Source organism: Streptomyces sp. SCSIO ZS0520 (assembly GCF_025643355.1).
In the GTDB taxonomy this organism is placed as follows: domain Bacteria; phylum Actinomycetota; class Actinomycetes; order Streptomycetales; family Streptomycetaceae; genus Streptomyces; species Streptomyces physcomitrii.
On sequence record NZ_CP092644.1, the window covers coordinates 7,036,799 to 7,060,434 of the forward strand.

General features: G+C 74.5%; 20 protein-coding genes. 12 read left to right on the forward strand and 8 right to left on the reverse strand.

Annotated features, from left to right (window positions below):
- Positions 1-2 precede the first annotated feature (2 nt).
- Positions 3-542, forward strand: a complete 540-nt coding sequence (locus MID12_RS28630; protein WP_040255021.1) for an arginine repressor — start codon at positions 3-5, stop codon at positions 540-542.
- A 90-nt stretch (positions 543-632) separates the two neighbouring features.
- Here MID12_RS28630 and MID12_RS28635 read toward each other — a convergent pair whose 3' ends face one another.
- The 4 genes from MID12_RS28635 to MID12_RS28650 all read right to left on the reverse strand — a co-directional run bounded on the left by MID12_RS28635 (position 633) and on the right by MID12_RS28650 (position 5,575).
- Positions 633-1,607 carry a bile acid:sodium symporter family protein gene (locus MID12_RS28635; RefSeq protein WP_263171829.1) on the reverse strand — a complete coding sequence of 325 codons (975 nt, stop codon included), beginning with the start codon at positions 1,605-1,607 and terminating at the stop codon, positions 633-635.
- A gap of 259 nt (positions 1,608-1,866) precedes the next feature.
- On the reverse strand, positions 1,867-2,823 hold the full coding sequence (locus MID12_RS28640; RefSeq protein ID WP_263167017.1) for an IS481 family transposase: 957 nt from the start codon (positions 2,821-2,823) through the stop codon (positions 1,867-1,869).
- A gap of 269 nt (positions 2,824-3,092) precedes the next feature.
- Positions 3,093-3,971, reverse strand: a complete 879-nt coding sequence (locus MID12_RS28645; RefSeq protein ID WP_263171831.1) for a diacylglycerol/lipid kinase family protein — start codon at positions 3,969-3,971, stop codon at positions 3,093-3,095.
- A complete protein-coding gene (locus tag MID12_RS28650; protein WP_263171833.1) occupies positions 3,968-5,575 on the reverse strand; it encodes an FAD-binding oxidoreductase in 1,608 nt (535 codons plus the stop codon). Before MID12_RS28650 ends, MID12_RS28645 begins: the two co-directional genes overlap by 4 nt.
- 26 nt (positions 5,576-5,601) lie before the next feature.
- Between MID12_RS28650 and MID12_RS28655 the strand changes: the two genes are divergently transcribed.
- Positions 5,602-6,183, forward strand: a complete 582-nt coding sequence (locus MID12_RS28655; protein WP_263171835.1) for a TetR/AcrR family transcriptional regulator — start codon at positions 5,602-5,604, stop codon at positions 6,181-6,183.
- Positions 6,180-7,733 carry a glycerol-3-phosphate dehydrogenase/oxidase gene (locus MID12_RS28660; RefSeq protein ID WP_040255026.1) on the forward strand — a complete coding sequence of 518 codons (1,554 nt, stop codon included), beginning with the start codon at positions 6,180-6,182 and terminating at the stop codon, positions 7,731-7,733. The genes MID12_RS28655 and MID12_RS28660 overlap by 4 nt, the downstream gene beginning before the upstream one ends.
- A 173-nt stretch (positions 7,734-7,906) precedes the next feature.
- Here the strand turns inward: MID12_RS28660 and MID12_RS28665 are convergent, their stop codons facing one another.
- Entirely contained in the window at positions 7,907-8,626 is a 720-nt protein-coding gene (locus MID12_RS28665) for a L,D-transpeptidase (RefSeq protein WP_263171837.1), read from the reverse strand.
- A 318-nt stretch (positions 8,627-8,944) separates the two neighbouring features.
- Between MID12_RS28665 and MID12_RS28670 the strand changes: the two genes are divergently transcribed.
- The 3 genes from MID12_RS28670 to argH all read left to right on the forward strand — a co-directional run bounded on the left by MID12_RS28670 (position 8,945) and on the right by argH (position 12,241).
- The gene (locus MID12_RS28670; RefSeq protein WP_263171838.1) at positions 8,945-9,361 is read left to right on the forward strand and encodes a DUF488 domain-containing protein; all 417 of its coding nucleotides are present in this window, start codon (positions 8,945-8,947) and stop codon (positions 9,359-9,361) included.
- Between the two features lie 61 nt (positions 9,362-9,422).
- A complete protein-coding gene (locus MID12_RS28675) occupies positions 9,423-10,616 on the forward strand; it encodes an argininosuccinate synthase (protein WP_263171839.1) in 1,194 nt (397 codons plus the stop codon).
- Positions 10,617-10,813: 197 nt separating this feature from the next.
- Positions 10,814-12,241, forward strand: a complete 1,428-nt coding sequence (gene argH, locus MID12_RS28680) for an argininosuccinate lyase (RefSeq protein ID WP_040255031.1) — start codon at positions 10,814-10,816, stop codon at positions 12,239-12,241.
- A gap of 10 nt (positions 12,242-12,251) precedes the next feature.
- Here argH and MID12_RS28685 read toward each other — a convergent pair whose 3' ends face one another.
- Positions 12,252-13,289, reverse strand: a complete 1,038-nt coding sequence (locus MID12_RS28685; RefSeq protein ID WP_263171842.1) for a LysR family transcriptional regulator — start codon at positions 13,287-13,289, stop codon at positions 12,252-12,254.
- A gap of 97 nt (positions 13,290-13,386) precedes the next feature.
- Here MID12_RS28685 and MID12_RS28690 point away from each other — a divergent pair, with 97 nt between their 5' ends.
- The 4 genes from MID12_RS28690 to MID12_RS28705 all read left to right on the forward strand — a co-directional run bounded on the left by MID12_RS28690 (position 13,387) and on the right by MID12_RS28705 (position 18,908).
- Positions 13,387-14,400, forward strand: a complete 1,014-nt coding sequence (locus MID12_RS28690; protein ID WP_237282967.1) for an L-tyrosine/L-tryptophan isonitrile synthase family protein — start codon at positions 13,387-13,389, stop codon at positions 14,398-14,400.
- 187 nt (positions 14,401-14,587) lie between these two features.
- Positions 14,588-15,439, forward strand: coding sequence for a TauD/TfdA dioxygenase family protein (locus MID12_RS28695; protein ID WP_263171845.1), 852 nt, complete (start codon positions 14,588-14,590; stop codon positions 15,437-15,439).
- Positions 15,436-17,595 carry an ArnT family glycosyltransferase gene (locus tag MID12_RS28700; RefSeq protein ID WP_263171848.1) on the forward strand — a complete coding sequence of 720 codons (2,160 nt, stop codon included), beginning with the start codon at positions 15,436-15,438 and terminating at the stop codon, positions 17,593-17,595. The genes MID12_RS28695 and MID12_RS28700 overlap by 4 nt, the downstream gene beginning before the upstream one ends.
- On the forward strand, positions 17,592-18,908 hold the full coding sequence (locus tag MID12_RS28705; RefSeq protein ID WP_263171850.1) for a glycosyltransferase 87 family protein: 1,317 nt from the start codon (positions 17,592-17,594) through the stop codon (positions 18,906-18,908). Before MID12_RS28700 ends, MID12_RS28705 begins: the two co-directional genes overlap by 4 nt.
- Here MID12_RS28705 and MID12_RS28710 read toward each other — a convergent pair.
- Positions 18,856-20,583, reverse strand: coding sequence for a SpoIIE family protein phosphatase (locus MID12_RS28710; RefSeq protein ID WP_263171852.1), 1,728 nt, complete (start codon positions 20,581-20,583; stop codon positions 18,856-18,858). The two genes, MID12_RS28705 and MID12_RS28710, sit on opposite strands and share 53 nt — an antisense overlap.
- 207 nt (positions 20,584-20,790) lie before the next feature.
- Positions 20,791-21,480 carry a lysophospholipid acyltransferase family protein gene (locus MID12_RS28715; protein WP_107071409.1) on the reverse strand — a complete coding sequence of 230 codons (690 nt, stop codon included), beginning with the start codon at positions 21,478-21,480 and terminating at the stop codon, positions 20,791-20,793.
- Between the two features lie 305 nt (positions 21,481-21,785).
- Here MID12_RS28715 and MID12_RS28720 point away from each other — a divergent pair, with 305 nt between their 5' ends.
- On the forward strand, positions 21,786-22,970 hold the full coding sequence (locus MID12_RS28720) for a glycerophosphodiester phosphodiesterase (protein WP_052482679.1): 1,185 nt from the start codon (positions 21,786-21,788) through the stop codon (positions 22,968-22,970).
- Between the two features lie 70 nt (positions 22,971-23,040).
- A complete protein-coding gene (locus MID12_RS28725) occupies positions 23,041-23,628 on the forward strand; it encodes an RNA polymerase sigma factor (RefSeq protein ID WP_263171856.1) in 588 nt (195 codons plus the stop codon).
- Positions 23,629-23,636 lie beyond the last annotated feature (8 nt).

Consider the following 23,636-nt stretch of genomic DNA (forward strand, 5'->3'; position numbering starts at 1 on the left):
CGATGAGCCAGGCGCAGGACAACGAGCAGGCGGGGCCCGCGGTACCGCAGACGCGCACCGCACGGCACCGCCGGATCGTGGACATCCTCAACCGCGGGCCGGTGCGTTCGCAGAGCCAGTTGGCGAAGCTGCTGGCCGACGACGGGCTGAGCGTCACCCAGGCGACCCTCTCCCGGGACCTCGACGAGCTGAACGCGGTCAAGATCCGCAACACCGACGGCGACCTCATCTACGCGGTGCCCAGCGAGGGCGGCTTCCGCACCCCGCGCGCCCCGCTCGGGGAGTCGGCGAAGGAGGAGCGGATGCGCCGGCTCTCCGCCGAACTCCTCATCTCCGCCGAGGCCTCGGCGAACCTCGTCGTGCTGCGCACCCCGCCGGGGGCCGCCCAGTTCCTCGCCTCCGCCATCGACCAGGCCGAACTGCACGACATCCTCGGCACCATCGCCGGGGACGACACCCTGATGCTGATCAGCCGGGACCCCTCGGGCGGCAAGGCGCTCGCCGACCACATGCTGCGGCTCGCGCAGAACGGGCACCACTGAGCGGTACGGGCACCACTGGGCGGTACCGACACCACTGAGCAGTACGGGCACCGCTGAGGGGCGCCTCGGCGCTTTGGCGCGGGGTGCCGCTCAGTCCCCGGCCGGTGCCGCCCTGCCGCGGTGCGCCATCCAGGCGGCGACCAGGGCGCCGGAGATGTTGTGCCAGACGGAGAACACCGCGGCGGGCAGCGCCGCAAGGGGGCTGAAGTGCGCGCTGGCCAGGGAGGCGGCGAGCCCCGAGTTCTGCATGCCGACCTCGAAGGCCATCGCCCGGGAGGCCGGTGCCCCGAGGCGGGCGAGCTTCCCGGCGCCGTAACCGAGGGCCAGGCCCAGGCCGTTGTGCAGCACCACCGCCAGGAACACGAGCGCGGCGGCCGACTTGAGGGCCTCGGCGCTGCCCGCGACCACGATCGCCACGATGAGGGCCACCGTCAGCGCGGAGAGCCAGGGCAGCGCGCCGAGCACCCGGTCGACCCAGCGCCCCGCGAAGAGGCGGACAAGCAGCCCCGCGCAGACCGGGAGCAGCACCGTCTTGAGGATGTCGGTCATCATCGAGCCGGTGTCCACCGGCAGGTACTCGCCCGCGAGCAGCAGCGTGAGCGGCGGCGTGACCAGCGGGGCCACCACGGTGGAGACCGTCGCCACCGAGACCGAGAGCGCCACATCGCCCCGGGCCAGATAGGTGACCACATTGGAGGCGGTGCCGCTCGGCGCGCAGCCCACCAGGATCACCCCGGCCGCCAGCTGCGGCGAGAGCCCCAGGGCGTGCGCCACCAGCCAGCCGAGGCCCGGCATGATCACATAGTGCGCGACCAGACCGAGCCCGACCGCCCACGGCCGCCGGACCACCCCCTGGAAGTCCTTGCCGGTCATGGTCAGACCCATCAGGAACATCACCACCCCGAGCAGGTACGGGACCTGCTCGCCGTGCCCGGTGAAGGCGTCCGGCACGGCGAGACCCAGGGCGCCCGCGGCGAGCACGAGCACCGGGAAGAGGGTGACCGCGCGCCGGGCGGCCCGGTCGGCGGCGGGGGTGGTGCGGGCAGTGCGCTGTTCGGTTTCCACGGGCGGATGGAACGCGCTCACCCGGGCCGCACGCAAGGCCGTCTCGATATGTGGTCGCTACATCCGGTACGACCGCGGACCCGCGCCCGGCTCAGCCCTAGGGCCTTTCGTTTGGATCGGGCTGGGCTCGCGGGGGCTGGCACGCACATCTGCGGCGTTGTCGTCGGTTGCCGACGCTCCGCGTCGACGCCCTCCTCCGCCTTGCAGCTGCACGCACCAGCCCCCGCTCCCTGATCCAGCCCGATCCAAACGAAAGGCCCTAGGTGTATTGACTCGCAGGGTTGTTGACGCGGGTGATGGGTGGTTGGCCGCCGAGTGCGGTGTGGCAGCGGTGGTGGTTGTAGGTGTGGAGGAAGTCTGCCAGTGCTGCGGATCGCTCGTCGTTGGAGGTGTAGGGCCGCAGGTAGGCCCACTCCTCCAGCAGGGTGCGGTTGAAGCGTTCGACTTTGCCGTTGGTCTGGGGCCGGTAGGCGCGGGTGAGCTTGCGACTCGCGCCCAGGTCGGCCAGAGCCTGCTGCCAGACGAGGCTCTTGCGGTAGGACCAGGCATTGTCGGTCAGGACCCGCTCGATGCGGTCAATTCCCGATGCGGTGAAGAAGGCGGCGGCCCGGTGCAGGAAGCCGGCGCAGGTGGTGGCCTTCTCGTCGGGGTGGATTTCGCTGTAGGCGAGGCGGGAGTGGTCGTCGACGGCGGAGTGGATGTAGTCGAAGCCCATGCTGCTGCGGGTGGCCCGGCCGGCCTGGCGGCCCAGGGCTTTGTGGCCGCCGCCGTCGGGGATCCGGCCGAGTTTCTTGACGTCGACGTGGAGCAGTTCGCCGGGCCTGTCGCGTTCGTAGCGGCGGATGACCTGGCCGGTGGGGCGGTCCAGGAAGGCGAGGCGGTTCAGGCCGTGCCGGGTAAGGATGCGGTGCACGGTCGAGGGTGGCAGGCCCAGGACCGGTCCGATGCGGGCGGGGCCGAGCTTGCGGTCCTGCCGCAGGCGGCAGACGCGGGCTTCGGTGTGGGAAGCGGTGCGGTGGGGTGTCGTGTGCGGGCGGCTGGAACGGTCCAGGAGCCCGCTTTCGCCTTCGGACCGCCAGCGGCGGATCCACTTGTGGGCGGTGGGCCGGGAGATGCCCATCTCCGCGGCGACGTGCGCGACCGGGCGGCCCGCGCGGATACGAGTGATGAGCAGGCGCCTGCCGTGGACGGTCAGCCGGGCATTACGGTGGGACACGAAGGCCTCCGTGCGTTCGGTGAAGATTCGACACCTCCACCACACACGGGGGCCTTCGCCGTGATCAAGCCCCACCAGCGTTAACAACGCTCGTGATCAATACACCTAGGGGTGTCTTCACCGTCCCGCACGGCGCCCGCGGCGCCCGGCACGCACGCTCGCCGCACCGGGCAAAGGCCCGAGCAGCTCCGCTACGAGAACCTTCGCCCGGCGCACCGAGCGCACGCAACGAACACCGCGGACACCGCACGGGACCGTGAAGACACCCCCTAGTACGGCACCAGGACCGTGGCCGCCCCGGGCGCGCAGGTGATTCGCAGCGGCAGGTCTCCGGCGAACTCCCCGTCGGCGTAGGCGAAGACCTCCGGTGCGTGGATCTCCACCTCGCGGGCCCGGTAGGTCTCCACCAGCGGGTGGCCGAGGTGGGCGCCGCGCTTGAGGAGCGGGAGCAGGCCGATCAGCTGCCGGCGGCCGGCGGCGCGCAGCAGCGTGACCTCCAGGAGCCCGTCGTCCACCGCGGCGTCCGGGCAGATCTTCAGTCCGCTGCCGTAGTACGCGGTGTTGCCGACGGCGACCAGGATCGCCTCCTGCTCGACGCTCTTGCCGTCCAGCAGGATCCGGAAGGGGAAGGGGCGCAGCCGCAGGCCCTCCAGGGCGATGGCCAGCTGGTAACGGGCCTTGCCGCGGGGCCAGTTGAGGGTGTTGACGCGATGGCTGACCAGGGCGTCGAAGCCCGAGGTCAGCACGGTGGCGAACCAGCGCTCCCCGCAGCGGGCCAGGTCGACGGTGCGGCGGCGGCCGTCCATGAGCAGCCGGGTGGCGGCCGCCGGGTCGGTGCGCGGGATGCCGAGCATCCGGGCGAAGTCGTTGCCGGTCCCGGCGGGCACCACGCCGAGCGGCACCCCGGTCCCCGCCACCGCCTGGACGCCCAGGTGCACGGTGCCGTCGCCGCCGACCGCCGCGAGCACATCGGTGCCCTCGGCCACCTGCTCGCGCGCCGCGGCAAGGGACTGCGCGGCGTCGTCGCCGGAGATCACCGCCGTACGCCAGCCCGCCGCGCCGAGCAGCCGTACCGCCTCCCCGGCGACCCGGGCCGAACCGCCCTTCGCCGAGGCCGGGTTGACCAGGAGCGTGGCGTGCCCGGTCATGAGCCGGCCGGGATCAGCTTGCCGGGGTTGAGGATCCCGGCCGGGTCGAGGGTCTGCTTGACGGCGGCCAGGACCTCCACGCCGAGCGGGCCGATCTCCGCCTCCATCCACGGGCGGTGGTCCATGCCCACCGCGTGGTGGTGGGTGATCGAGCCCCCGGCCGCGGCGATGGCGTCGCCCGCCGCCCGCTTCGCCGCCGCCCAGCGTCCCGCCGGGTCCGCGCCGCCGTCCGCCGCCACCGTGAAGTAGAGCGAGGCGCCGGAGTGGTAGGCGTGCGAGAGGTGGCAGTAGACCACCGGGTCGAAGCCCTCGCGGGCGAGTTCGCGGGTGAGCGCCCCGGTCACCGCGGTGCGCAGCGCGTGCAGCCCGGACCAGGAGGTCACGGTCTCCAGGGTCTCGGCGAGGACGCCCGCGTCGAGCAGCGCGTCGCGCAGATACGGGGCCGAGAAGCGCGAACGGCGCCAGGCGGCCGCCGAGTCCGCGGCGACCTTGACCGCGCCGTGCGCGGCGAGCACCTCGGCCACCGCCGACCGCCGGGCGGCCACCTGCGCCCCGGTGCCCTCGAAGCCGACCACGGACAGGCAGTCCTCGGGGGCCGCGCCGCCCGCGATGACCGCGTTGATGAAGGTCTCGGTCTCGTCGGAGACCCGGATCGAGGTCGGCAGCAGCTGCCGCTGGGCCAACTCCCGTACGGCGGCGGCCCCTTCGGTGAAGGAGGGGAAGGACCAGGACTCCTCGATCCGCTCCTCGGGGGTGCGGTGCACCCGGACCGTCACCTCGGTGATCACGCCGAGGGTGCCCTCGGAGCCGAGGAAGAGCTGCCGCAGATCGGGCCCGGCGGCGGTGGCCGGGCCCCGGCTCAGCTCCAGGGTGCCGCGCGGGGTGGCGACCTTCAGCGCGGTGACCATGGCGTCGAAGCGCCCGTACCCGGCGGAGAGCTGACCCGAGGAGCGGGTCGCCGCGTAGCCGCCGATGGTGGCGAACTCGTAGCTCTGCGGGAAGTGGCCGAGCGTGAAGCCCTCGGCGCCGAGGAGTTCCTCGGCCTCCGGGGTGCGCAGGCCCGCCTGGAGGGTGGCGGTGCCGGACTCGGTGTCGAGGGCGACCAGGGCGTCGAGCCGCCGGAGGTCCAGGCTGACCACCGCGGGGAAGGGGCCGCGGAAGGGTTCGACACCGCCGACCACGCTGGTGCCGCCGCCGAAGGGGACGACGGCCACCCCCTGCCGCGCGCAGGTGTCGAGCACCGACTGCACCTGCCCGTGGTCGGCGGGCGTGAGGACCGCGTCGGGTGCCTCGCCCGCCTCCCCGGCGCGGCGGCGCAGCAGGTCGGGGGTGCTCTTGCCGCCGAGGTGGCGCAGCCGGGCGGGCGCGTCGGTGCGTACGTGCTCCTCGCCCACCACCGCGGCCAGCGCCGCACGGGCCTCCTCGGGCAGGGCGGTGGGCCGCAGCGCCACCTCCTCGGCCGGGACCCGGGCCGGGGCGGCGGTGCCGACGCCGAGGGTCTGGGCGATCAGCTGCCGGGTGTCCTCGTCGAGGGCGTGGCGCTCGGCCGGATCGCCCCAGGCGTTCCAGGCCATGTCGACGACGTGGTGAGTGGGTCGCTTCATGTCGTACAGTCTTACACATGACGCCAATGCGTAAAAGTGAGGACGACATCCTCGACGCCGCACGGGAGTGCGTGGAGGCCTTCGGGGTGCGGCGCACCACGCTCACCGACGTGGCCCGCAGGGCGGGGGTGAGCAGGCCGACCGTCTACCGCTACTGGCCGGACATCTCCTCGCTCGTCGGCGACCTCATGACCCGCGAGCTGCGCGCGGTCTTCACCGCCTCCGCGGCCGCGGCCACCGAGGCCGACGCGCTCTCCCGGATCGTGCACGGCTGCACCGGCACCGTCGCCGCCGTCTGGCACCACTCGATGTTCAACCGCTTCGTCGACAGCGAGGCCGAACTGCTCGCCACCTACGTCTTCCACCGGCTCGGCTCCAGCCAGCTGGCGGCCCTGGAGCTGCTGCTCGCCCAGATCACCGAGGGCCAGCAGGACGGCTCGGTACGCGCGGGCGACCCGCAGGAGCTGGCCCGCGTCGTGCTGCTCACCGTGCAGTCCATCGCCTCCTCGCGCCGCCTGGTCGAGGACGTCTTCACCGAGGAGCGGCTGCTCGCCTCCCTCGCCCATCTGCTCGACGGCTATCTGCGCCCCCGGGAGGCCACCTCATGACCGCGCACCCCCCGACCGCGAAGTCCGGCCCCCGCTCCGCCTCGCTGAACGCCGGACGCCGGGCCCGCTCCCTCGAACTCCTCGGCGAGCGGCCCCGGGTGGACCTCCTCGTCGTCGGCGGCGGGGTCACCGGCGCCGGTATCGCCCTGGACGCCGCCTCCCGCGGGCTGAGCGTGGTCCTCGCCGAGCGCCACGACCTCGCCCACGGCACCAGCCGCTGGAGCTCCAAGCTGGTCCACGGCGGACTGCGCTATCTGGCCTCCGGCGAGGTCGGCGTCGCCTACGAGAGCGCCCGCGAGCGCGGTGTCCTGATGGGCCGCACCGCCCCGCACCTGGTCCGCGCGCTGCCCATGGTGCTGCCGCTGCACGAGGACGTCTCCCGGCTCCAGGCCGTGCTCACCCGGGTCGGCTTCCTCGCCGGGGACGCCCTGCGGCTGAGCGCCAAGGTCGGCGCCGGGAGCCTGCCGCCCTCCCGCCGCATCCCTGCCGCCCTGACCCTCGCCCTGGCCCCGGCGCTCGACCCCGCCGGGCTGCGCGGCGGCCAGCTCTCCTACGACGGCCAACTCGTCGACGACGCCCGTCTTGTGGTCGCCCTCGCCCGCACCGCGGCGGCCCACGGCGCGCACATCCTCACTCGCTGCTCCGCCGTCGAGCTGACCGGCGACACCGCCCTGCTGCGCGACGAACTCACCGGCGACACACTGGAGTTGAGGGCCCGCTGCGTCCTCAACGCCACCGGGGTCTGGGCCGACCGGCTGGTCCCCGGGGTGCGCCTGCGCCCCAGCCGCGGCACCCATGTCGTCCTCCCCGCCGAGCTGCTCGGCAATCCGCGGGTGGCGGTGACCGTCCCGGTGCCCGGCGAGACCAACCGCTTCGTCTTCGCCCTGCCCCAGCCGGACGGCCGGGTCTACGCCGGACTCACCGACGAACCCCTCGACGCCCCCGTGCCGGAGGTGCCCGAGGCCCCCGAGTCGGACATCGCCTTCCTGCTCGGCACCCTCTCCCGGGTGCTCGCGGTGGAGCTGCGCCGCGAGGACGTGATCGGCGCCTTCGCCGGACTGCGCCCGCTGCTCGACACCGGCACCGGCCGCAGCGCGGACCTCTCCCGCCGCCACGCGGTCCTCACCTCGCCCTCCGGGGTGATCACCGCGGTCGGCGGCAAACTCACCACCTACCGGGCGATGGCCGAGGAGGCGGTGGACGCGGGCCTCGCCCGCGCCGGTCTGCGCGCCGGACCCTGCCGCACCCGCACCCTGCCGCTGGTCGGCGCGGGCCCGATCGAGCGCACCGCCGGGCTCCCGGCCCGCCTCGTCGCCCGCTACGGCAGCGAGGCCCCCGCGGTCCTCGCCGAGGCCGCCGGGGACGCCGCCCTGCTCGACCCGGTCGCGGCGCACATCACCGGGGCCGAACTGCGCTTCGCGGTACGGCACGAGGGCGCCCTCGACGAGGGTGACCTGCTCGACCGCCGCACCCGGATCGGCCTGGTCCCCGCCGACCGCGAGCGCGCCCTGCCCGCGGCCCGGGAGGCACTGGCGGCCGCGGTGGCCTGAGGGCGGCACGTACGGGCGCCGGGTCCCGGCCGGTGGGGATCCGGCGCCCGTGCGGGCCCGTCCCTCAGGCGCGGTTCAGCTGCCTGCCGAGCACCCGGCTGCTCTGCGCCAGGAACTCGTGCATCGCGGCGCGGTACCGGTCCCGGCGCGACCGGTACGCGGCTTCCTCCACTTCAGTACCGGGTGAGCGCCGTCGCCCCCGCGGTGGTCCCGATCGCCAGGTGCGGGTGGCGCCCGGGCTCGGCCCAGTCGAGGACGCGCCGCATCGCCTCCTCGGGCACCGAGACGCAGCCCGCCGTCGCGCCCTCGCCGTTCACGTGCAGGAAGATCCCCGCACCCCGTCCGCGCACCGGCCGCTCGTAGTTGAAGCCGACCACCAGGGCGAGGCGGTACTGCGGGTCGTAGGAGGCCAGCCGCTCCGACTCGCTCGCCCGGCAGTCCGCCGCCAGCGGCTCGCTCCAGCGGTTGTACGCGGCGGAGCGGGTGTCCTCGCACCACCAGGAGTCCCCGGTCACCCGGCGGTAGGCGGTGGTGGTCCCGGCCGGGGCGGGGCGGATCCCGAAGGCGTACGGCAGGTCGAAGAGCCCGGTGGGTGTCGTCCTGCCGCCCTGCTCGCGGGTGGTGCCCTCGGTCAGCCCGGCCGCCCCGAAGCGCGCCGGGGCCGAGCCCACCGCGGTCCACCGGCCGCCGCGCCGCTCCCACCAGGTCAGGGTGCCCCGGGTGGCGCGCGCGTGCGGGGCCTCGGCGGTGAGCAGCTGGCTGCCGCCGCCGGTGTCGGCCATCCGGGCGGGCAGCGGCGGCCGGTCCCGGGCGCTCCCGCCCGCGGGCGCGGCGGCGCCGCAGACGGCCAGGGCGGCGAGGACGAGGGCGGTGGCGGTGGCGGCTCGGCGCATGCCCCGACGCTACGGGGCTCCAGCGGCGGGGGCAGGCCGGGACGGCCGTCCGCAGGGGCGGAACTCCCTCGTCCGGCCCCGGTGACTCGCCCGCCCGCGGCCCGCGCGGCCCGGACCCGCCCGCCCGGGCGCCCGGATCCGCTCGCCCCGGGACCCGGATCCCCGTCCCTGGACCCGGACCCGCCCGTCCGGCGGCCGGGACCCGCCGCGCCCGCCTCGCGGCCGGGACCCGCCGCGCCCGCCTCGCAGCCCGCATCCGCCCGCCCCCGACCGGTGTGGCTCGCCGTCCCGCCTCGTGCCCGGGGCCACGATGGCGGCATGACGAGCGGACGGACGACAGGTGGCGGGGCGGGCGACGAGCGGGGGCGGGCGGTGGCCCTGGGCCGCGTCTACGACCCGGTGGACCCGGCGGCGGGCGCGCGGATCCTGGTGGACCGGCTCTGGCCCCGCGGCCTCTCCAAGGAGGCGGCCCGGCTGGACACCTGGCTGAAGGAGGTCGCCCCCTCCTCCGGGCTGCGCACCTGGTACGGCCACGAGCGGTCCCGCTACCGGGAGTTCGCCGAGCGCTACCGGGCCGAGCTGGACTCGGGACCGGCCGCCGAGGCCTTCGCACAGCTCCGGCGGCGTACGGCCGAGGGCCCGGTGGTCCTGCTCACCGCGACGAAGGTGCTGGAGGAGAGCCATCTGACGGTGCTGCGCGAGCTCCTCGGCTGGGGCCCGGGCGAGCGGAATTGACGAACCATGCAGAGCAATGCATACTCATGCATGTCAGCGAATGCACTGTGAGGAGAAACCCGTGACCGAGCGCGTCGTACTCGCCTACTCGGGCGGCCTGGACACCTCCGTCGCCATCGGCTGGATCGCCGAGGAGACGGGCGCCGAGGTCATCGCCGTTGCCGTGGACGTCGGCCAGGGCGGCGAGGACCTGGACGTCATCCGCAAGCGCGCGCTCGCCTGCGGTGCCGTCGAGGCCGAGGTCGCGGACGCCAAGGACGAGTTCGCCGAGGAGTACTGCCTCCCGGCGATCAAGGCCAACGCCCTCTACATGGACCGCTATCCGCTGGTCTCCGCCCTCTCCCGGCCGGCCATCGTCAAGCACCTGGTGGCCGCCGCCCACAAGCACGGCGCCCAGGTCGTGGCGCACGGCTGCACCGGCAAGGGCAACGACCAGGTCCGGTTCGAGGCGGGCATCTCCTCGCTGGCCCCCGACCTGAAGTGCATCGCCCCGGTCCGCGACTACGCGATGACCCGGGACAAGGCGATCGCCTTCTGCGAGTCGAAGAACCTCCCGATCGCCACCACCAAGAAGTCCCCGTACTCCATCGACCAGAACGTCTTCGGGCGGGCCGTGGAGACCGGCTTCCTGGAGGACATCTGGAACGCGCCGATCGAGGACGTCTACGAGTACACCCAGAACCCGGCCGTGCCCCGCGAGGCCGACGAGGTCGTGCTCACCTTCGAGAAGGGCGTGCCGGTCGCCATCGACGGCAAGCCGGTGACCGTGCTCCAGGCCGTCCAGCAGCTCAACGAGCGCGCCGGGGCCCACGGCATCGGCCGGATCGACATGGTCGAGGACCGGCTTGTGGGCATCAAGTCCCGCGAGGTCTACGAGGCCCCCGGCGCGATCGCCCTGATCACCGCCCACCAGGAGCTGGAGAACGTCACCGTCGAGCGCGAACTCGCCCGCTACAAGCGGCAGGTGGAGCAGCGCTGGGGCGAACTCGTCTACGACGGCCTGTGGTTCTCCCCGCTCAAGCGCGCCCTGGAGGGCTTCATCGACGAGGCCAGCCAGCACGTCAGCGGCGACATCCGGATGACCCTCCAGGGCGGCCGGGCCGTCGTCACCGGCCGCCGCTCCGGGCAGTCGCTGTACGACTTCAACCTCGCCACCTACGACTCCGGCGACACCTTCGACCAGTCCAAGGCGCAGGGCTTCATCGACATCTTCGGGCTCTCCTCGAAGATCGCCGCCAAGCGCGACCTCGCCTGAGCGCCGCCCCCGCCGGGGCCGCGCCGCGCGCCCGGCCGCCGCGCACCGGAACGCGCGCCGGGTGCGCCGCTCGGGACCGCGCCGCCCCGTAGCCTGACACCGCCTCCCCGCCGCCTCGGCCGGGAGGCGGTCCGCCTCCGGGCCCGGCCCGGCGGCCGTACGACCTCCCTGTCCGTACTCGACGAAAGCAGTGGCAAGTGAGCAGCAACAGCGGTGACGTCCGGCTGTGGGGTGGCCGGTTCGCCGACGGGCCCGCCGAGGCCCTGGCCAGGCTGTCGGCCTCGGTGCACTTCGACTGGCGCCTGGCCCCGTACGACATCGCGGGCTCGCGCGCGCACGCCCGCGTCCTGCACAAGGCGGAACTGCTCACCGCCGAGGAGCTGACCCGGATGCTGGCCGGGCTCGACCAGCTGGAGGCGGATGTCGCCGACGGCTCCTTCACCGGGACCGTCGCCGACGAGGACGTGCACACCGCCCTCGAACGCGGGCTCCTGGAGCGGCTCGGCCCCGACCTCGGCGGCAAGCTGCGCGCCGGGCGCTCCCGCAACGACCAGGTCGCCACCCTCTTCCGGATGTACCTGCGCGACCACGCGCGGATCATCGGCGGACTCCTCACCGACCTCCAGGAGGCCCTGACCGGCCTCGCCGAGGCGCACCCGGCCGTCGCCATGCCCGGGCGCACCCACCTCCAGCACGCCCAGCCGGTGCTCTTCTCGCACCACGTCCTCGCCCATGTGCAGTCCCTGTCCCGGGACGCCGAGCGGCTGCGGCAGTGGGACGCGCGCACCGCGGTCTCGCCGTACGGTTCCGGGGCGCTCGCCGGGTCCTCGCTCGGCCTGGACCCGGGGGCCGTCGCCGCGGACCTCGGCTTCGAGCACGGCTCGGCCGCCAACTCCATCGACGGCACCGCCTCGCGGGACTTCGCCGCCGAGTTCGCCTTCGTCACCGCGATGATCGGGGTGAACCTCTCCCGGATCGCCGAGGAGATCATCCTCTGGAACACGAAGGAGTTCTCCTTCGTCACCCTGCACGACGCCTTCTCCACCGGCTCCTCGATCATGCCGCAGAAGAAGAACCCGGACATCGCCGAGCTGGCCCGGGGCAAGTCCGGCCGCCTGATCGGCAATCTGACCGGGCTGCTCGCCACGCTCAAGGCCCTCCCGCTGGCGTACAACCGCGACCTGCAGGAGGACAAGGAGCCCGTCTTCGACTCCTGCGACCAACTGGAGGTGCTGCTCCCGGCGTTCACCGGGATGATGGCCACCCTCACGGTCAACGCGGCCCGCATGGAGGAACTGGCCCCGGCCGGCTTCTCGCTCGCCACCGACATCGCCGAGTGGCTGGTCAAGCAGGGCGTGCCCTTCCGCGTCGCGCACGAGGTCGCGGGGGAGTGCGTCAAGGAGTGCGAGTCCGCCGGGATCGAGCTGGACCAGCTCACCGACGAGCAGTTCGCCCGTATCTCCCCGCATCTGACCCCCGAGGTGCGCACCGTCCTCGACGTCCCCGGCGCCCTGGCCGCCCGCAACGGCCGCGGCGGCACCAGCCCTTCGGCGGTCGCCGTGCAACTCGCCGAGGTCAAGCAGGACTTGGCGGTGCAGCGGGCCTGGGCCGAGGCGAAGAGCTGAGGCGCGCGGCTCAGCGCCGGAAGAGTCCCCCGGAGTCCGCCGGGGCCGGACCCGGCGGGCCGGGCGGCCCCGGGGCGGCCCCGGGCAGGTCCGCGCCCGCCGGGTAACCGGGGTGGCGCTCCAGCCAGTTGAGGTAGGCGGGACTGCGGGCGACCGCGGCGGTGTAGGCCGCGGCGGCGTGCGCGGCGACCTCCTCGACCAGGGCGGGACCCGGCACGCCGCGCCGCCAGATCAGGATGTGGCGGATGCTCAGCGGGGTGCGGGCCAGGCCCCGTACCGCGATGCCCGCGGTGTCGCGGAAGGTGGCCTGGCCGAGGCCCACCCCGTGGCCCTCGCTGATCAGGTCGCGGGCGCCGGTGGCCTCGGTCTCGTGGGTGATCCGCGGGGTGAAGCCCGCCTCGGCGCACAGCCGCAGCAGGCACTCGCGCAGCCCGTTGTCGTCCATCGGGGGCACCACCCAGGTGGCGTCGGCGAGTTGGGCGATCTCCACCTCGGGGCGCCGGGCCAGCGGATGGCTCTCCGGCAGCAGGGCCATGGCCGGTTCCACGGCGATCACCCGGCTGCCGATCTCGGCGCCGAGCCGCAGCGGCCGCTCCACATGGTCCAGGACGCTGGCGAACTCCAGGGCCTGATGGGCGATGAGCTGGACGAGCATCGCCGAGGAGGTCTCGGTGCGCAGGGTGACCTCGCCGGGGCTCTGTTCACCGAGGCGCCGTAAGGTGCCCGCCATGAGCGGGCCCGGCACCGCCCCGTAGCGGATCCGGCGCTGCTCCTCGCCCTGGGCGTTGTAGCGCAGCGACTCGTGGTGCAGGGCCTCCATCGCGGGCAGCACCTGCCGGGCCTTCGCCAGGACGAACTCGCCGAGCGGGGTGGGCACGGCGCCCCGCCGGTCGCGCACGAAGAGCAGCCCGCCGAGCCGGTTCTCGATCCGCTGGAGCTGGCCGGTGAGGGAGGGCTGCGAGACGCCGAGCAGCGCCGCCGCCCGGGTCACGCTCCCCGCCTCGGCGACCGCGCGGACGACCTGGAGATGCCGGGTCTCAAGCACCATAGGGCGAGCCTATGAACCTCTGGGATGAGCCACAAGAGCGCCGCCGTACCCATAGTTGAGCTCCGATTTCAGGCGGCGATCCGGGGCGGGGCCAATCGTGACGAGCACGGAGGAAACAGCGCGGGAGATCCTGCGGACGGTCATGCGGTACCGCCGTGGCGCGCCCGGTGCCTGGCGGTGCGACACCCCCGGGGACACCCCCTGCGAGCGGTGCCTGCTGCCCCATCTGGAGACCGTGCGGCAGCGGGTGCGGGCCGGGGAACCGGTGGTCTTCGTCCTCCCCGGCTTCCCCTGCAAATCGCCCAACCCGGCCAAGGTCCTCGGCGTACTCCCGGACCGGGCCGAGCAGTTGGCGCTGGAGTTCCTGGACGGGCTGTGCGCGCGGATCCGCGAGATCCATCCGCCGGGCGCCCGGATCGTGCTCTGCTCGGACGGCCGGGTCTTCAGCGAGCTGATCGATGTGCCGGACGCCCATATCACCGCCTACCAGGCCGAGTTGGGCCGGATGCTGACCGGTCTGCCCGGCGGCGCGCTCAGCCTGTTCAGCGCCGACGACCTGGAGGAGATGCGGGGCGAGCCCCATGAGCGGGTACGCGCCTGGCTGGACGCCCGCTACGGCGAATCGCCCGAGGAACTGCGCGCCCAGGTGCGCGCGGACGCCGAGGTCCTGCGGCTCTACCGCGCCCTGACCCGCTTCCTCTTCGAGGACCGGCTCACCCCCGAGCGGACCGAGAGCCGCAGCGCCCTCCAGCGCGAGGCCCGGCGCCGCGCCTACGGAGTGATCGGCCGCAGCCGTGCCTGGGGCACCCTGGTCTCCGAGCACTTCCCCGGCGCCGTACGGCTCTCGATCCACCCGCAGGACTGCGGATCGCCGAAGTTCGGCATCCGGCTGAGCGCGCGCGGCGAGGACGGCTGGCTCACCCCCTGGCACGCGGTCGCCGTCGAACGGGACGGCGTCTTCGCGCTCTGCCGCCGCTCGGAGGCGGAGGCCGAGGGCGCCCGGCTGGTCCACCGGGATGGCAGGCCGAGCCACTTCGTCGCCACCCGCACCGCGCCCCCGGCACGGGAGAGCGCGGACCGCCCGCTCGCACCCGCCGCCCGCCCCACCTGAACTCGCGTGTAGCGCCGCGCGGTTCGGCAACGCGCGTCCGCCGCCTGGCAGTTGGGCAACTCGGCCCGGCAGCAGGGCAGTTCGGCAACTCCGGTACGCAGCAGACCCGTTCGGCTCACCCGCGCCGGGCGCCCCGGCCGCGGGACACCTCAGGCCCCGTATCCCCACCCCCACCCCAGGAGCCCCCATGACCCTCACCTCCGACCAGGCCCGGATCCCCGGGCTGAGCGCCATGGAGCCCTTCGGCGTACGCAGCCGGGCGGACGGCGGGCAGCGGCTCACCGAGCTGCCGGTGCCCACCCTGCGCGAACTGGTGCGCACCCACCGCCTTGTGCTGCTGCGCGGCTACGAAGTGCCCGCCGAGGCCGAGGAGTTGGCCGCCTGGTGCCGGCAGTGGGGCGAGGTGATGAGCTGGCCCTTCGGCGACGTACTGGAGCTGCGGGAGGCGCAGGACCCCACCGACCACATCTTCGACTGCTCCAGCGTGCCCTTCCACTGGGACGGGATGTACAAGCCCTTCGTCCCCGAGTTCCAGGTCTTCCACTGCCTGCGGGCACCGGGACCCGAGGACGGCGGCGCCACCACCTTCTGCGACACGGTGCGGCTGCTCGACGAGACGGATCCCGAACTCCTCGACCGCTGGCGGCAGGTGACGGTGACCTACCGCATCGGGCAGGTCGTGCACTACGGCGGCAAGGCCGTCTCCCCGCTGCTCGTCGAGCACCCGGTCTCCGGCGCCCCGACCCTGCGTTTCAACGCCCCGCCGCCCGAGGAGGAGCCGGACTTCCTCAACCGGCCCGCCCACGAGTTCGCCGGGGTCGGGGCCGAGGACGTACCGGAACTGCTCGCCGGGCTGCGCGCGGCGCTCACCGACCCCCGCTGGTCCCTCGCCCACGCCTGGCAGGACGGCGATGTGGTGCTCGCCGACAACCACGCGCTGCTGCACGGCCGGGAGCGCTTCCGCAGCCGGGCCCCGCGCCATCTGCGCCGGGTGCACCTGCTCGGCGACCCGGCCCACGCCAACCCCGCCCTCGGATGAGCGGCACCGCCACGGGCCCGCTGACCGGCGCCGCCCCTGCCGCGCCCGGCGGCACCCTCCTGGCCCGCCGGGTGCGCGAGGTGCCCGGCAGCACCTGGGCGGTGGCCGCCGCCACCGCGACCGCCTTCCTGCTCGCCTTCTGGGCCGTCGGCCGCACCGACCCGCACTACTACTACGCGGCCGCCGCCCGTTCCATGAGCGGCGGTTGGCGCAACTTCTGGTTCGGCGCCTACGACCCGGCCGGCTCCCTCACCGTCGACAAGGTCCCCGGCGCCCTGTGGTTCCCCGCGCTGTCCGTGCGGCTCTTCGGCGCGCACACCTGGGCGCTGCTCCTGCCGCAGGCGCTGGCCGCCGCGCTCACCGTGCCGGTGCTGTACTCCGCGGTACGCCGCTGGGCGGGCCCGGCTGCCGGGGTGGCCGCCGCCGCGGTCTTCGCGCTGAGCCCGGTCACCGTGGTCCTCGCCCGGGTCGACATCCCCGACACCTTCCTCGTGCTCTTCCTGGTCTGCGCCGCCCGCTCCGGCTTCCGCGCGCTCCAGGAGGACCGCGGGGGCCCGCTCCTCGCGGCGGCGCTCTGGGTCGGGGCGGCCTTCCACGTCAAGATGGCGGCGGCCTATCTGGTACTGCCCGCGCTGGCGCTCGCCTACGGGGTGGCCGCGGCCGGGAGCCTTCGGCGGCGGCTCGGGCGGCTGTCCCTCGCCGGGGCGGTGGTGCTCGCGGCCAGCGCCGTCTGGCCGCTGTCCGTGGCGCTGACCCCGGCCGAGCACCGCCCCTATGTGGACGGCAGCGCCCACAACTCGGTCTGGGAGATGCTCCTCCACTACAACGGGCTGAGCCGCTTCACCGACCGGGCCGACCTCTCCGGCGGCTCCCTCGCCAGCTTCCTCACCGACTTCGGGGGCCCGCCCGGCGTCCTCCGGCTCACCGGCGGCCAACTCGGCACCGAGGTGGGCTGGTTGCTGCCGCTCGCGGTGGCCGCCGCGCTCGCCGGGCTGCTCGCCCGCCGCGGGCGCCCCCGGACCGACCCGGTGCGCGCGGGCTGGCTGCTGTGGGGCACCTGGCTGCTCGTGCACGCGGTGGTGCTGAGCGCGGCCCGGGCCGTGCACCCGTACTACACGGCCGCCCTGGTCCCCGCGGTCGCCGCGCTCACCGGCGCTGGCCTGATCCTCGCCGCCCGCGCCTGGACGGCGGGCACCCGGCCGGGACCGCTGCTGCCGCTCGCGGTCTCCCTCGGCGGCGCCTGGGCGGTGGTGCTCTCGGCCCGGGGCGGGGCCCCGCTGTGGCAGTCCACCCTGGTCGCGGCGGTGGCGGTGAGCGCGGCCGCCGTCCTCGCGGCGGGACCCGCGGTGCTACGGGGCCGGGGCGCCGGGACTCCCGCCGGCGCCGGGACCCCCGCCGACTCCGAGACCCCCGCTGACTCCGAGACTGCCGCCGAGTCCGAGTCCGAGTCCGAGTCCGAGTCCGAGTCCGAGTCCGCCACCGACTCCCGCCCGGCCGCCACCCAGTTCGCCGCCCCGGATCCCGTCACGGCCACAAGGCAGGCCGCCGCCCCCGCCGTCCTGACCCGGGTGACCGCCCTGGCCGCCGCCGCCCTGCTCTGCGGGCCGGGGCTCTGGGCGCTGTCCGCCTCGGGGCGGCCCTTCACCGGGCTGACCGGACTGAACCCGGTCTCGGCCCGGAGCACCACGCTGCCCGCCCCCGCCATGGCGGCCCTGCACGGCTTCCCCCCTGACCTCAGGCTCCCACCCGAGATGGGCACGATGAACATGACCGCCCCGCACGCGGGCCTGCTCGCCTACGCCGAGGCCCACCACCGCGGCGAGCGCTACGTCCTCGCCGTACCCACCGCGAACACCGCCGCCCCCTACCTCCGCGCGGGCCGCAGCGTGCTGCCGATGGGCGGCTTCACCGGCGCGGCCCCGGTGCCCTCGACCGCGGGCCTGGCCCGCCTGGTCTCCTCGGGGGAGCTGCGCTATGTGATGACCGGCGGCTTCCACGGCGCGATGGGCGGGCGGGTGGCCCAGGAGCGCCAGGGCTGGGTGGCCGGGCACTGCGCCGAGGTGCCGCCCGCCCGCTACCGCTCCCAGCACGTCTCAGGACCGCCCGGCGCCCCCGAGCGCCTCTGGGACTGCGCCGCCGCCGGGGGCGAGCGGTGAACCGCCGGGGAGAGGCGGCGACCGCGCCGCGGGCCGGGCGCCTCGGGCCCGCCGCCCGGGCGGCGCTGTGGACCGTACCGCTCTCGGTGGCGCTGCTCGCCCTGCACGCCCTGGTGCACTGGCACCAGACCGGCTTCGTCGTGATGAGCGACTTCTTCGACCTGTCGGTGTACCGGGCGGGCGGCCAGGCGCTGCGCGAGGGCACCCCGCTGTACGAACAGCGCCTGGGCGGCGGCCAGTTCTCCTTCACCTACCCGCCCTTCGCGGCACTGCTCTTCGCCCCGCTGACCGTTCTTCCGCTCGGCCTCTGGCAGGCCCTGGTCTTCCCGGTGGGCCTGGCGATGCTGGCGGGCACCGTGCTCCTCGTGCTGCGCGCCGCCGGGGTGCGCGGCCGCCCCGCCTGGGCCTGGTGCGCGGCGCTCACCGCGCTGCTGCTCTGGCTGGAGCCGGTGGCCTGGACGCTGTACCTGGGCCAGGTCAACCTGGCGCTGATGCTGCTCATCGTGGCGGACCTGGCGGGCGGCGGCTCCCCGGGCCGAGCGCGGCTGCGGGGCGTGGGCGTCGGGATCGCCGCCGGGATCAAGCTGACCCCGGCGATCTTCGTCGCGTATCTGCTGCTGACCCGGCAGTACCGGGCCGCGGCCACCGCGAGCGCCACCGCGGCGGCGACCGTGGGGCTCGGCTTCCTCGCCGCCGGTTCCGACAGCCTGGACTACTGGGGCGGCACCTTCCTGGAGTCCGAGCGCATCGGCGAGGTGGCGAGCCAGATGAACCAGTCCGTGCACGGCACCGTCGCCCGGCTGACCGACACCGCCGAACCCTCCCTCCTGGTGTGGGGACCGCCCGCGCTCCTGCTCGCGGCGCTCGGCCTCGCCCTCGCCGCGGCGGCGCACCGGCGCGGTCTGCCGCTGCTCGGCCTGAGCCTGTGCGGACTCACCGGGGCGGCCGTCTCGCCGATCTCCTGGAGCCACCACTGGGTGTGGTTCGTGCCGCTTGTGGTGCTCGCGGCATGCGCCCGCCCCTGGCCGCCGCGCCTCGCGGTGCCCGCGCTCGCGGTCTTCGCCCTGCTCACCCTCGCCTGGCCGGTGCACTTCTTCACCGGCCACCGCATGGACCGCCCCCCGCTCGGCCTGGTGGCCCTGCCCGAGTGGCACGGCCTCGAACTCCTCTACGGCAACGGCTACCTGCTCCTGTACGCCGGGACCCTGGCACTGTGCGCCGCGGTCCTGCGTACGAAGCGGCCCGCCGGAGCCGGGGAGGCTACCCGGCCCGGCTCTCCGGCCCGGCCCCCGGCACCGGACGGAGCGCGATGAGGGCGATGTCGTCGTGGTTGTCCACGGGCCTGGTCAGGTCGATCAGGCGGTCGCAGAACTCGTCCAGGGGCCGCTGGGCCAGCCAGGAGGCGTGCGCGCTGAGCCGGGTCAGCCCGTCCTGGAGCGAGCTGCTGCGCGTCTCGACGAGTCCGTCCGTGTAGAGCACCACCGTCGAGTGCGGGGACAGCGCGGTCACCGCGTCGGTACGGGTGCTGGGCAGATCGGTGCCGAGCAGCATGCCCGCGCCGCCCTGGAGGAAGTCCGTCCGGCCGTCGTGGCGCACCACCAGCGGCGGCGGGTGGCCCGCGTTGGTCCAGCGCAGCCGCCAGGGCCCGCCCTCCGGACCTTCGAGGCGGCCCATCACCATGGTCGCCATCGGGGCGTCGCTGATGTGCCCGAGGGCGCGGTCCAGGCGGGAGACCACGGCACCGGGCGAGGTCTCCTCACCCCAGGCGAAGGCGCGCAGCATATTGCGGACCTGGGACATGTACGCGGCGGCGGCCAGATCGTGCCCGACCACGTCGCCGATCACCATCGCCACCGAGCCGTCCGGCAGCGGGAAGGCGTCGTACCAGTCCCCGCCCACCTTCGAGGCGTGCGGGGCCGGTTCGTAGCGGGCGCAGACATCCATGCCGAGGATCTTCGGCATCGGCGGCAGCAGGTGCCGCTGCATGTTCTCGGCGACCCGGCGCTGGCCCTCGTAGAGCTGGGCGTTGTCCACCGCGAGGCCCGCCCGGCGGGCGATGTCGTCGACCAGGGCCAGATCGGTCGCGCCGAAGGGCCGCTTCTGGTCGGCGCGGCCGACGGTGAGCGCGCCGATGATCCGCCCGCCGGTGCCGCCCATCGCCCGCAGCGGGGCGATCACCGCCGAGTGCATGCCGGTGGAGCGGAAGAAGTCCTGCTGGATCTCGGTGAGCGGGGAGTCCGGCGGCACCGCGTAGTCCTCGGCGCGCACCAGGACGGCGGCCCCGCCGCGCAGCGCCTGGGAGAGCGGCATCCGGGAGGTCCCGGAGGCCGCGGGCAGCGGGCCGAGGAACTCCTCCATGTTGACGTACTCGCCGTCCCAGTAGCGGACCACGGCGACCCGGCGCACCTCGCCCTCCTCGCCGATCAGGTCGACCACCGCCCAGTCCGCCAATCGGGGCACGATCAGGCCGACCAGCGCCCGCAGCGCCTTGTCGGTGTCCAGGGAGGAGGTGAGCACGGTGGTGGACTCGGCGACCAGGGCCAGCCGGTCGGCCACGTCCGAGGAGGAGGAACCGGCGCCCTCGGCGGTCAGGTCCGGCGCCTCGAAGAAGAGGACGGCGCCGCCCGGTTCGCGCGGATCGGCGAAGGGCGCCATCAGGCAGGTCACGGCGATGACACCGCCGTCGCCGCGGGCGAACCACTCGGTGCCCGACAGCAGGGTCTGGCCGCTGAGGAAGGCCTGGGTGAGGCGGCAGGCGGAGCGCTGGAGGGGGGCGCCGTTCTCGGTGCGGTGCAGATGGTCGTGGGCGTCGCGGCCGATCAGCTCGGCGGCGCCGCGGCCGAGCAGCTCCTCCGCCCGGGGGCTGACCGAGGTGATGGTGCCCGCCCCGTCCTGGACGAAGACGCCGGTCTCCAGGGTGTCGAGGAGCTTCCCCAGCAGGCCGGGGTCGGCCTTCGGGGAGTTGGCCGGGCCGCCGTCGCCTGCCACGTCCGCGCCCCTTTCTCGCGTGCCTCGCGCTCCTTGCGTTCCTCGCGGGTGCGCGCTCCGAGGTCTCCAGGCTCGCCCGCCCGCGCCCGCGCCGCCATCCGGGGCCCGGCGGGGAGCGGCCGGTACGCCGGTGGGGGAGCGGGGCCGGACACGCCGGTGGGGGCGGGCACCCGGTGCCCGCCCCCACTGATCAGCCGGTGCGCCGGGTCAGGCGGCCTTGGCCTTGGTGGCGTACATGTCCACGTACTCCTGGCCGGACAGGCGCATCACCTCGGCCATCACGGAGTCGGTCACCGCGCGCAGGACGTAGCGGTCGCGGTCCATGCCCTCGTAGCGGGAGAACTCCATGGGGGCGCCGAAGCGGACGGTGACCCGGCCGGGGCGGGGCAGTCCCGCGCCGCCGGGCTGGAGCTTGTCGGTGCCGATCATGGCGAAGGGGACGACCGGGGCGCCGGTCATCAGGGTCAGCCGGGCGATGCCGGTGCGGCCGCGGTACAGGCGGCCGTCGGGGGAGCGGGTGCCCTCCGGGTAGATGCCGAAGATGCGGCCGTCCTCCAGGATCCGGCGGCCGGTCATCAGCGCGGCGACCCCGCCGTTCGCGCCGTCCCGGTCGACCGGGACCATGCCGACGCCGGTGAAGAACCAGGCCATCAGGCGGCCCTTGACGCCCTTGCCGGTGACGTACTCGTCCTTGCCGATGAAGAAGACCTGGCGTTCGCAGACCAGCGGCAGGATGAGCGAGTCGATGAAGGTGAGGTGGTTGCCGGCGAGGATCACCGGACCGTCGCCGGGGATGTGCTCCGCGCCCTCCACCCGCGTGCGGAACATCAGGCGCATGACCGGTCCGAAAACCGCCTTGATGAGCGCGAAACGGGACAACTGACCCTCCGGAGCCATGCGATCGACGGCGAAGTCTGTGCAGGTGAGGACATTACTCGGGGACAGGGCTCCGGCGCACACCGGCCGGTCCGTGGCGCACGCCCCCGGGCGCCCGGTTCGCGGCCCCGCGCGCCCCTTCGTCCGGCCCGGTCCGCCAAGTCCCGCCCGCCCCGCGGCCCTTGTGCCGCCGTCCGCCGGTCACCCGACCGCACCCCTGAGTTCCGGCGCGGGTATCCCGTACGCCATGTGGCGGCACCTACGATCTGACTCGATTTCGCAGGTGCCACAACCGGTTCAGGACAGCAGCCAGGGAAGGAAAGCCGATGGCGAAGCAGGGCTTTGACGGCGAGCAGGACAGGGGCGCGGGCCCGCGGCAGGGCGGTACGGGGCGCAGGGCGCTGCTCGGCGCGGCGGTGGCCGGAGCGGGGGCGGCCGTCCTCGGCGTGCCCTCGGCTGCCGGGGCCGCGAGCCGGGACCGCGGGGGCGCGCACGCGCTGCCGGTGCCCACCGTCGTCGGCCACCGGGGGTCGAGCGGCTACCGGCCCGAGCACACCCTCGGCTCCTACCAGCTGGCCCTCGACCTCGGCGCGGACGTCGTCGAGCAGGACCTGGTGCCCACCAAGGACGGGCATCTGGTCTGCCGTCACGAGAACGACATCACCGCCACCACCGATGTCGCCCAGCACCCGGAGTTCGCCGCCCGCAAGACCACCAAGAGCGTCGACGGGGTGCAGCTCACCGGCTGGTTCACCGAGGACTTCACGCTGGCCGAGCTGAAGACCCTGCGCGCGATCGAGCGCATCCCGGGCAACCGCCAGCACAACACCCTCTACAACGGCCGCTGGGAGATCCCCACCTTCGAGGAGGTCCTCGACTGGGCCGAGCGCGAGGGCCGCAGGCGGGGCCGCCCCGTCTGGCTGCACACCGAGACCAAGCACCCCACGTACTTCCGGAAGCTCGGCCTCGGTCTGGAGGAGCCGCTGGTGCGGCTGCTGCGCAAGTACGGCCGCCACCGGAAGAACGCGCCCCAGTTCCTCCAGTCCTTCGAGCCGGGCAGCATCCAGCGGCTCGCGAAGCAGGTGGCCGGCCCGCGGGTCGTGCTGCTGTCCACCGCCGACAGCCGCCCCTGGGACTTCGTGGAGTCCGGCGACCCGCGCACCGTCGCCGACCTCATCACGCCCGAGGGCCTGAAGTGGATCGCGGGCTTCGCGCAGGGCATCGGCCCCACCCTGGACCTGGTCATCCCCAAGGACGCCGCGGGCAAGCTGACCGAGCCGACCACCCTGGTCCGCGACGCGCACGCGGCGCACCTGATTCTGCACCCGTACACCATGCGCAACGAGAACACCTTCCTGCCCGCGGACTTCCGGCGCGGCAGCGACCCGAACGCCTACGGGGATGCCTTCGGCGCCTTCCAGGTGTACTTCGCGACCGGCATCGACGGCATCTTCTCCGACAACCCGGACACCGCGCGGCTCGCCCGCGAGGACTTCGTCAACAAGCGCTGAGCGCGACCCCCTTGGAGTGCACCGCGGCCGCCCGGGCAACCAACCGCCGGGCGGCCGCGTGCCTTCGGGCATGACCTGCCGCACCACCCCTTATGTCCCTGAGGCTCGCGATGTCCCCGCGGCTCGCGAGGAGCTGTACGCCGGGCTGCGGCCCCTGCTGGCCGCCGAAGCCGCGGCCGAGGCCGCCGCGGTCCGCGCCGAGCCCGCCGACCTCGAACAGGGCGTCTGGCTGCGCCTCCTGGAGCACCTCGCCGCCGAGGGCCCGCCCGCCGAGCCCGCCCGCTGGCTGCGCGCCGCCGTCCGCGCCGAGGCCCGCGGCTGGCGGCACCGGACGCGCTGGGAGGCGCAGGACGCCCCGGAGCCCGGCGAGTTCACGGAGCGTCTCGCCGCCCGCACCCCGGAGCAGCTCGCCGTCAACGCGCATCAGCGGGCCCGGCTGCACGCGGTGGTCCGCCGGCTGCCCGGCCGCTGCGCCGCGCTGGTCACCGCACTTCTGTCGCCGGAGGACCGTACCTACCGGGAAATCGCAGGGGAGTTGGGTATCTCACAGGGGAGTCTGGGGCCGGAACGTTCCCGTTGCCTGGGATGTCTGCGCAGAATGCTGGCGGCGGAGGTTGCCGCCCCCGAAGCCTGGGAAAAGGAGTGGGGGACAACCTGAGGCACGGG